Source organism: Bacillus sp. MN7755, from assembly GCF_054771475.1.
Window position 1 is genome coordinate 425,360 of sequence record NZ_BTRL01000001.1, and the last position, 8,546, is coordinate 433,905.

7 protein-coding genes are annotated in these 8,546 nt (G+C 37.8%); 2 read left to right on the forward strand and 5 right to left on the reverse strand.

Annotation, left to right across the window (positions count from 1 at the left end; genetic code table 11):
- Nucleotides 1–12: 12 nt before the first annotated feature.
- From ACYVEC_RS02215 to ACYVEC_RS02230, 4 genes are read right to left on the reverse strand one after another with little or no spacing between them, the layout of a single operon-like run.
- Nucleotides 13–615, reverse strand: coding sequence for a response regulator transcription factor (locus ACYVEC_RS02215; RefSeq protein WP_000619254.1), 603 nt, complete (start codon nucleotides 613–615; stop codon nucleotides 13–15).
- Nucleotides 612–1,742, reverse strand: a complete 1,131-nt coding sequence (locus ACYVEC_RS02220; protein ID WP_275719176.1) for a sensor histidine kinase — start codon at nucleotides 1,740–1,742, stop codon at nucleotides 612–614. Before ACYVEC_RS02220 ends, ACYVEC_RS02215 begins: the two co-directional genes overlap by 4 nt.
- On the reverse strand, nucleotides 1,743–2,477 hold the full coding sequence (locus ACYVEC_RS02225) for an ABC transporter permease (protein ID WP_063222540.1): 735 nt from the start codon (nucleotides 2,475–2,477) through the stop codon (nucleotides 1,743–1,745).
- Nucleotides 2,474–3,376, reverse strand: coding sequence for an ABC transporter ATP-binding protein (locus tag ACYVEC_RS02230; RefSeq protein WP_460505512.1), 903 nt, complete (start codon nucleotides 3,374–3,376; stop codon nucleotides 2,474–2,476). Before ACYVEC_RS02230 ends, ACYVEC_RS02225 begins: the two co-directional genes overlap by 4 nt.
- Before the next feature lie 157 nt (nucleotides 3,377–3,533).
- Between ACYVEC_RS02230 and map the strand changes: the two genes are divergently transcribed.
- Both map and ACYVEC_RS02240 read left to right on the forward strand, forming a co-directional pair.
- Nucleotides 3,534–4,328 (forward strand): type I methionyl aminopeptidase, encoded by a 795-nt coding sequence (map, locus tag ACYVEC_RS02235; RefSeq protein WP_142332829.1) that lies wholly within the window; start codon nucleotides 3,534–3,536, stop codon nucleotides 4,326–4,328.
- 515 nt (nucleotides 4,329–4,843) lie between these two features.
- A complete protein-coding gene (locus ACYVEC_RS02240) occupies nucleotides 4,844–6,241 on the forward strand; it encodes a M28 family metallopeptidase (RefSeq protein ID WP_147786736.1) in 1,398 nt (465 codons plus the stop codon).
- Nucleotides 6,242–6,668: 427 nt separating this feature from the next.
- Here the strand turns inward: ACYVEC_RS02240 and ACYVEC_RS02245 are convergent.
- Nucleotides 6,669–8,546 (reverse strand): Cna B-type domain-containing protein (locus ACYVEC_RS02245; RefSeq protein WP_460505515.1); only part of this gene is annotated, 1,878 nt, incomplete at its 5' end.

Consider the following 8,546-nt stretch of genomic DNA (forward strand, 5'->3'; position numbering starts at 1 on the left):
GTAAACTTCTTTTCATATCCATCCCTTTTCTTCCGCAATTGTAATTGCCTCAATTCTATTTTTCGCATCAAGCTTCGTTAATACTTCAGAAATATAATTACGTACTGTACCAGGTGAAAGATAAAGTGCCTTCGCAATTTCATTTGCCGTCTTTCCTTCTTTCGCAAGTAACAATACTTCTTTTTCGCGATCCGATAAAGGATTTTGCTCCTGCCATAAGCCGAACATTAAATCTTGAGAGATCTCTCGTTTTCCTTTCATTACATTGCGAATTGATGCGGCTAAATCTTCACTTGGGCTATCTTTTAATAAATATCCGTGCACGCCCGCTTTCATTGCTCGTTCAAAATATCCAGGACGCGCAAATGTTGTTAAAATCATTACTTTACATGCTGATTTTTCTTTCTTTAACGTTTCCGCAACATCTAATCCACTTTGAATTGGCATTTCAATATCCATAATGCTTACATCAGGCTTTAACGATTCAATTAGTTTTAGCGCCTCTTCCCCGTTCGCAGCTTGCCCAATTACTTCAATATCATCTTCTAGATCAAGCAGGGCCCCTAATGCACCACGAAGCATCCGCTGATCTTCTGCAATAATAATTCGAATCATGCCCTCACCTCATCTTTTCCTGTTCGAATAACAACTGGAACTTTTACTGTTAATAGTGTCCCTGGATTAATCGTACCCAGTTCAACAAATCCATCAATAAGAGCGATTCGCTCTTTCATGCCACGAATGCCATTTCCATCATGGTTTTGATCTGCTAAGCCAATTCCGTTATCTTCTACTGTCAAAATTAATTCGCCTTGTGATTCTAGTACAGAAACTGTGCAACGCGTTGCCTTACTATGCTTTACAACATTTGTCACAGCCTCACGTAAACACATTCCTAAAATATTTTGTTCAATGGGTGATAACGAACTCGCACTCGTTTCTTGTTTAATCTCTAATCCAATATTAGCAGCTTGTAAGATTGCTTTTATTTGCTCAAGCTCTTCTTCTACTGTAATCATGCGCATATCAGAAATTAATTCCCTTAGCTGCTTTAAAGCGGTACGAGATGTTTGTGTAATTTCCTTCGCTTCCGCACTTGCACGCTCTGGATTTTTTACAATTAACTTCTCCACAAGCTGACTTTTTAAAGTAATGAGTGATAACGTGTGCCCTAACGTATCATGAAGATCCCTTGCAATCCGCTGCCGTTCTTCACGTTTTACTAAGTCTTTAATTTGCTCATTCGCTTCATTTAATTGATTTCTTAACATCTTTTTCTGATTAAAGTTGCGCATACCAAATGGTGTAAGAAGCATTAAAATAAACATTGGAACAATATTTACTAAACTTGTAGTCGTTAGTTGATTCATATTTACAAATAAAAATGCCCCAAGCATTATAACTAACAAACATAATAGTACTCGAAACACTTTCTTATTTGGCGTAAATCCCATCGCACTTGCCGTGAAAAAACCAAAGAATATCATGAAAGGATTGTAAAATAAAGCAAATAAAAAGATGAGTATCATTTGGATACATGCCCAAAAAACAAACGTCCTCTGCACAAAATAAAGCTGACGGTATGTGATGATAAAAACTATCAACATACCGCTTCCCATTACAAGCTTCCACCCTGATGCCTGCGCTAAATGGTAAATTGGAAATAATAGATAAACAAACCACATATACGGGAAGAAACCCATATGTTTCGGAAAAATTTCAATCCTCTTCTTCTCTATCATTTATACCGCTTCCTGTCTTTTTCTTATATATATTGATACTACAACAAATATAAGGAAATAACCTCCTAATACCGCGATATTTTCCCAACCAACTGATTTTCCAGCTACAATATCCCACGCACCGCTTCCGAAGTGGTATGTTGGTGTCCATTCACCGATAGATCTTAATATTTTCGGGAATACTTCGATCGGCATCCATAACCCGCCAATTACAGCTAGACTCATATTTAAAATGTTCGCTAAACCCGCTGCTGCATCCGCTTTCTTAATAGAACCTATTACTGTTCCTAACGCTAAAAATGGTGTTACACCTAACAACAACCATAATCCAGCGCCAATCCATTGCCCTACTGTTAACTCAACATGATTAATTAATATTCCTGCGATAAAAATAACTAAGATTGAAAAAGCATTCACTACAGTTTGAGCGATGATTTTGGCTGTTATATATGCCCCCTCTGGAAGTGGTGTAATTTTCAACAAATGTGTCCACCCTTGCCCCTTTTCCTGAGAAATCCTTACACCGAAACTAAAAAGTGCTGTCCCTACAATACTGAACGTCGCCATTGAGATTAAATAATGTGCTTTCCACGCATCCCCGTTTTGTGGCACTTGAATAACATTTGTGAAAATGTAGTAAAACATAACTGGCATTAGTAATGAGAAAAAGATAAACAATTTATTACGAAACGTACGTAAAATTTCTATTTTGCATTGCATCCATAAAGCTCTCATGTGATTTCCCCCTTCTGATTTGAGACAAATTGTTCAAATGCTTCATCAAGACTTCCACGTTCAACTGAAACATCTGTTACAGGTAAATTCTTTTGATAAATCGCCTTTAAAGTTGCATCTGTATCTTCAGTTGTTAAAGTGAAGTGCCCTTCGTTTGACTGTACTTCTGTTACATGTGGTAATTCCTTTAGCAATCTTGTAGGAATACTTTCCTTCGAATAAAACGTAATTGTTTTTCGCGAAATCGTCGCCTTCATCTCATCCGGTGTACCATCTGCGATAATCTTTCCGTTCGCAAACAATAAAATACGATTCGCCAACGCATCCGCTTCTTCTAAATAGTGCGTCGTTAAAATAATCGTTTTCCCTTCACTTGCTAACTTTCGAATTGTTTCCCAAAATGTTCTTCGAGACGTAATATCCATTCCAACTGTCGGTTCGTCTAAAAATAGTAAATCCGGATTTCCCGCAAGTGCGAGCGTAAAGTTCAATCTTCTTTTTTGCCCACCTGATAATTTCTCACATCTTTGCTTTCGCTCCGATTTTAAATTTGATAACTGTAGTAGCGTTTCTTTCGCTACCGGATTCGTATAATAGCTACGGAATAACTCAATTGCCTCTTCGACTGTAATGCTATCAATGACACTTACTTCTTGTAGCATCGCGCCGAGGCTATTACGAACATCTCTATGTTTTGGACTCTTTCCAAATATAGAAACAGTTCCTTCCGTCGGATCCTTTAATCCAAGCATCATCGACATCGTCGTCGTTTTCCCTGCACCATTCGGTCCAAGTAATGCTACGATTTCTCCTTTATTCACATGAAATGAAACGTTATTTACTGCGTTTTTATGTTTAAATGTTTTAGAAACACTATTTACTTCAATAATCTTTTCCATCTCTTCACCCCCGCTGTTTCTTATATTTACATTGTATTACTTGGAAAACTTAGGAAACAGTATGATGCGTCATAACATCGATATGACAATTGTCATGTATTCCTTATGAGACGAATCACCCCGCATACTGCAAGCGAGTAGCAGGACGAAAATAAACATGATACAATCGGGTAAGATATATATTCGAGGAAGGACAGTGGTTTTCATGATTATTCGTAATGAACAAGATTTAGAAGGCTTACGAAAAATCGGCCGCATCGTTGCGCTTGCACGTGAAGAAATGAAAAAACAAGCAAAGCCAGGCATGACAACGAAAGAGCTAGATTTGATCGGTAAAAAAATATTAGATGAGCATGGTGCTATTTCTGCACCTGAAAAAGAATATGATTTCCCTGGCGTAACTTGCATCAGTGTAAACGAAGAAGTTGCTCACGGTATTCCCGGAGATCGCGTATTGAAAGAAGGCGACCTTGTAAATGTCGACGTATCTGCTGCACTTGATGGTTATTATGCAGATACAGGTATTTCATTTGTACTTGGAGAAGATGAAGCAAAAGAAAAGCTTTGCCAAGCAGCTGTTGATGCATTTTGGGCAGCAATGAAAAAAGTTAAAGCTGGTTCAAAACAAAACCAAATTGGGCGTGCTGTTTCAAACTTTGCACATAAAAATGGATACAATGTGATTCAAAACCTAACTGGTCACGGTATTGGTCTTAGCTTACATGAAGCACCAAATCACATTTTAAGTTACTTTGACCCAATGGATAATGCGCTTCTAAAAGACGGTCTTGTTATCGCTGTAGAACCATTCATTTCTATGAAAGCTGATCACATTATCGAACGTGGCGATGATGGTTGGACATTCGTTACACCTGATAAAAGTCTTGTTGCACAATGTGAACATACAGTTGTCGTAACTCGCGGCGAACCGATTATTTTAACAGAAATATAAAAAATAGCCGTTTGGTAGCAGAAACCTACCAAACGGCTATTTTTTATTACTTTTAGGTATGCAAAAATTTATATAAATAAAAGGTGGTGCATCAAGGCACCACCTTTTTAACGGGGTGAGGCTGCCCAAAAGTACGGAAAACCTTTGAACAGCCTCGTATTTTCATATGGATGCCTTACATATATCACTGATGATAATTATGAAATGCGGAAACATATTTATCATCACATGATTCAAACACGAGAAAAGAAACCCTACAGTGGATTCTTTTCTCTACATAATCTAAAGTTTGGGTACACTAGATTCATGCAATGTAGGAGCTTTCCAAGCAGAAAGCGAACCTTCATTTAAAATGATAGCATACATATCTCCACCAAAAATATGCAAATATGCATATAGTATTTTTTATTTATCAATGTCAGAATATTGAAAAATAAAAAATATAAAGGTAAAATAAAGTCGTTATCCGTCTTCTTTTGTCAGTCAGAGAGAATAGAAGAATAGGAGAGGAAAAAATGAAAAAATCTTTAAAACAAAAAATAGTAAGCTCTTTGCTTGCTGTATCACTCGCTGTTAGCTTGGCTCCAATTGGACAAGCCAAAGCTAATTCCACGTCAGAAATCACACAGACTTCACCTATCACAAAACAAGTTGATGCAAGCCGCGCCATCGAACACATCCGTTTCTTATCCGAAACAATTGGTCCTCGCCCTGGTGGGACAAAATCAGAAGAATGGGCTTCTCGCTACGTTGGTATGCAACTTAAATCAATGGGCTATGAAGTAGACTATCAACCATTTCAAGTGCCAGATCAGTACGTTGGCTTTATTGAATCCCCATTATCCACAAAGCGTAATTGGCAAGCTGGCGCTGCTCCTAACGCACTAATTTCTACAGAAGCTGTTACAGCTCCTCTTATCTTTGTTCAAGATGGGACAAAATTAGAGGATATTCCAAATGAAGTAAATGGAAAGATTGTTCTATTTGAAAGGGGAACAACAGTAGCAGACTACAATAAACAAGTTGAAAATGCTGTTAGCAAAGGAGCAAAAGGTGTCCTTTTATACAGTTTAATTGGTGGACGCGGAAATTATGGACAAACCTTCAATCCCCGCCTAACGAAAAAGCAATCTATTCCTGTCTTTGGTCTTGCTTATGCGCAAGGAAATGCATTTAAAGAAGAAATCGCTAAAAAAGGGACAACAATTCTTTCCCTAAAAGCGAGACATGAATCTAATTTAAAATCCTTAAACGTCATCGCTAAAAAGAAACCAAAAAACAGTACAGGTAATGAAAAAGCTGTCGTTGTAAGTTCGCACTATGATAGTGTAGTTGGAGCACCTGGAGCAAACGATAATGCTTCTGGTACAGGATTAGTATTAGAGTTAGCTCGTGCTTTTCAAAATGTAGAAACTGATAAAGAAATTCGTTTTATTGCTTTTGGTTCTGAAGAGACTGGCTTACTTGGCTCCGATTATTACGTTAATAGTCTATCCCAAAAAGAACGCGATCGAATTTTAGGTGTCTTTAACGCAGACATGGTTGCAACAAATTACGATAAGGCAAAGAATTTATATGCTATGACGCCTAACGGTTCTACAAACCTTGTAACAGACGCAGCCTTACAAGCAGGTAAACAATTAAATAATGACCTCGTTCTTCAAGGGAAATTTGGCTCTAGTGATCACGTACCGTTTGCTGAAGTTGGCATTCCTGCGGCTCTATTTATTTGGATGGGAGTAGATAGTTGGAATCCATTAATCTATCATATCGAGAAGGTATATCACACACCTCAAGATAACGTATTTGAGAACATTTCACCTGAACGTATGAAAATGGCATTAGAGGTTATTGGTACAGGCGTCCATAATAGCCTTCAATCTACCGTGAAAACAGAACAAAAAGCCGCTTAATACTATTTCAAGCCACCGATTAATCGGTGGCTATTTATTGAAAAAAAAATAAAAAAATAAATATGCATAAAAGCATATTTATTACATGGTATTATCGTGTATAATTAAAATCGTAATATATAAATAAAAACACATTTATTGTATAGCATTGACCTTACATTACATGCGATACCATGCTCTAAGCTTATGGTCCAATGGATAATAGGCTTTTTAAAGACGGTTTTGTTATCGCTTTAGGGACGCTGATTGAGTCCACCTTGAAACTGTTCTCTTTTTCTATAAAAAAACCCTTCAGGCTGCATTCTTCCCTTCACTTTATCGTGAAGTGTTTTTGAATACTTACCCAAAGGGAGCAATATCAAATAGTAATTTTTTAATTTGTCAGCTACTCAGATTACAGTGTAATCAATAATCTAAAGCTTTTTTATTATTTTATTCGCTGACGAGCGAGTAGGATTCCACCTAAAAGGAACAATACCATACCTCCAAGAATTGAACTCATTTCTGCTGATGTTCCTCCTGTGTTGGGAAGTAATGTTGGCTTATCATTTTCTGTAGTAGGTGGAACTTTTGAATCGCTATTTTCTTCTGCATTTGTGTTTGGATCTTTTGGATTTGTGCTTGGATCTTTCGGATCTGTGCTTGGATCTTTCGGATCTGTGCTTGGATCTTTCGGATCTGTGCTTGGATCTTTCGGATCTGTGCTTGGATCTTTCGGATCTGTGCTTGGATCTTTTGGATCTACATTTGGTTCGTCCTTGATTTTTGTATTTGTGATGTCATAACCGTGTACGTCAGATTGGTATCCTGCTACTGGTTGTTCTTTCACTTCATACTTGTACGCTACTCCGTTTGCATCGTATACTGCTAAATCTTTGAATTCGTATTTCCAGCCTGTTGCTTTGCTTACTTCTTGTGTCGCAATCACTGTACCATTTTGTAGAAGGTCTACTTGAATCATTTCCGGACGATCTTTCGCGTTATCGTCTTTCCATGTTTTCGTTCCTTCTACTTTTGTTTCGCCTACTTTTGTATTTGTGATGTCATAACCGTGTACGTCAGATTGGTATCCTGCTACTGGTTGTTCTTTCACTTCATACTTGTACGCTACTCCATTTGCATCGTATGCTGCTAAATCTTTGAATTCGTATTTCCAGCCTGTTGCTTTGCTTACTTCTTGCGTCGCAATCACTGTACCATTTTGTAGAAGGTCTACTTGAATCATTTCCGGACGATCTTTCGCATTATCATCGTTCCATGTTTTCGTTCCCTCTACTTTTGTTTTGCCCACTTTTGTATTTGTGATGTCATAACCTTTTAATTCAGACTTGTATCCGGCTACCTGTTGTTCCTTCACTTCATACTTGTACGCTACTCCGTTTGCATCGTATGCTTGCAGTTTTTCAAACATGTACTTCCATTCACTTGCTGCTGTTACTTCTTTTGTATCTACTACTTTTCCGTTTTGTAGTAAGTCTACTTTAATCGAGCTTGGACGATCTGTTGCGTTGTTATCGTTCCACGTCTTTGTTCCTTCTACTTTCGTTTCGCCCACTTTTGTATTCGTGATGTCAGTACCATTTACTTTGGATTCATATCCGGCTACTGCTTGTTCTTTCACTTCATACTTGTACGCTACTCCATTTGCATCGTATGCTTGGAGCTTTTCAAACGTATACTTCCAGTTTGTTTCTGCTGTTACTTCTTTTGTATCTACTACTTTTCCGTTTTGTAGTAAGTCTACTTTGATTGTGCTTGGACGATCTGTTGCGTTATTATCGTTCCACGTTTTCGTTCCTTCTACTTTTGTTTCGCCTACTTTTGTATTTGTGATGTCATAACCGTGTACGTCAGATTGATATCCTGCTACTGGCTGTTCCTTCACTTCATACTTGTACGCTACTCCATTTGCGTCATATGCTTCTACATCTGCAAATGCATATTTCCAGTTTGTTGCCGCTGTTACTTCTTTTGTATCTACTACTTTTCCGTTTTGTAGCAAGTCTACTTTGATTGTGCTTGGACGATCTGTTGCGTTGTTATCGTTCCATGTTTTTGTTCCTTCTACTGTCAATTTCGCTACTTTTGTATTCGTGATGTCAGTACCACTTACTTTGGATTCATATCCGGCTACTGGCTGTTCTTTCACTTCATACTTGTACGCTACTCCGTTTGCATCGTATGCTTGGAGTTTTTCAAACGTATACTTCCAGTTTGTTTCCGCTGTTACTTCTTTTGTGTCTACTACTTTACCATTTTGTAAAAGGTCTACTTTGATCATTGTCGGACGATCTTTCGCGTTATC

What these genes read in the sequence shown, in the direction of transcription:
- ACYVEC_RS02225 (WP_063222540.1), bottom strand. Translation starts at nt 2,477, where the DNA reads ATGAGAGCTTTATGGATGCAATGCAAAATAGAAATTTTACGTACGTTT.
- ACYVEC_RS02230 (WP_460505512.1), bottom strand. Translation starts at nt 3,376, where the DNA reads ATGGAAAAGATTATTGAAGTAAATAGTGTTTCTAAAACATTTAAACAT.
- ACYVEC_RS02220 (WP_275719176.1), bottom strand. Translation starts at nt 1,742, where the DNA reads ATGATAGAGAAGAAGAGGATTGAAATTTTTCCGAAACATATGGGTTTC.
- ACYVEC_RS02240 (WP_147786736.1), top strand. Translation starts at nt 4,844, where the DNA reads ATGAAAAAATCTTTAAAACAAAAAATAGTAAGCTCTTTGCTTGCTGTA.
- map (WP_142332829.1), top strand. Translation starts at nt 3,534, where the DNA reads ATGATACAATCGGGTAAGATATATATTCGAGGAAGGACAGTGGTTTTC.
- ACYVEC_RS02215 (WP_000619254.1), bottom strand. Translation starts at nt 615, where the DNA reads ATGATTCGAATTATTATTGCAGAAGATCAGCGGATGCTTCGTGGTGCA.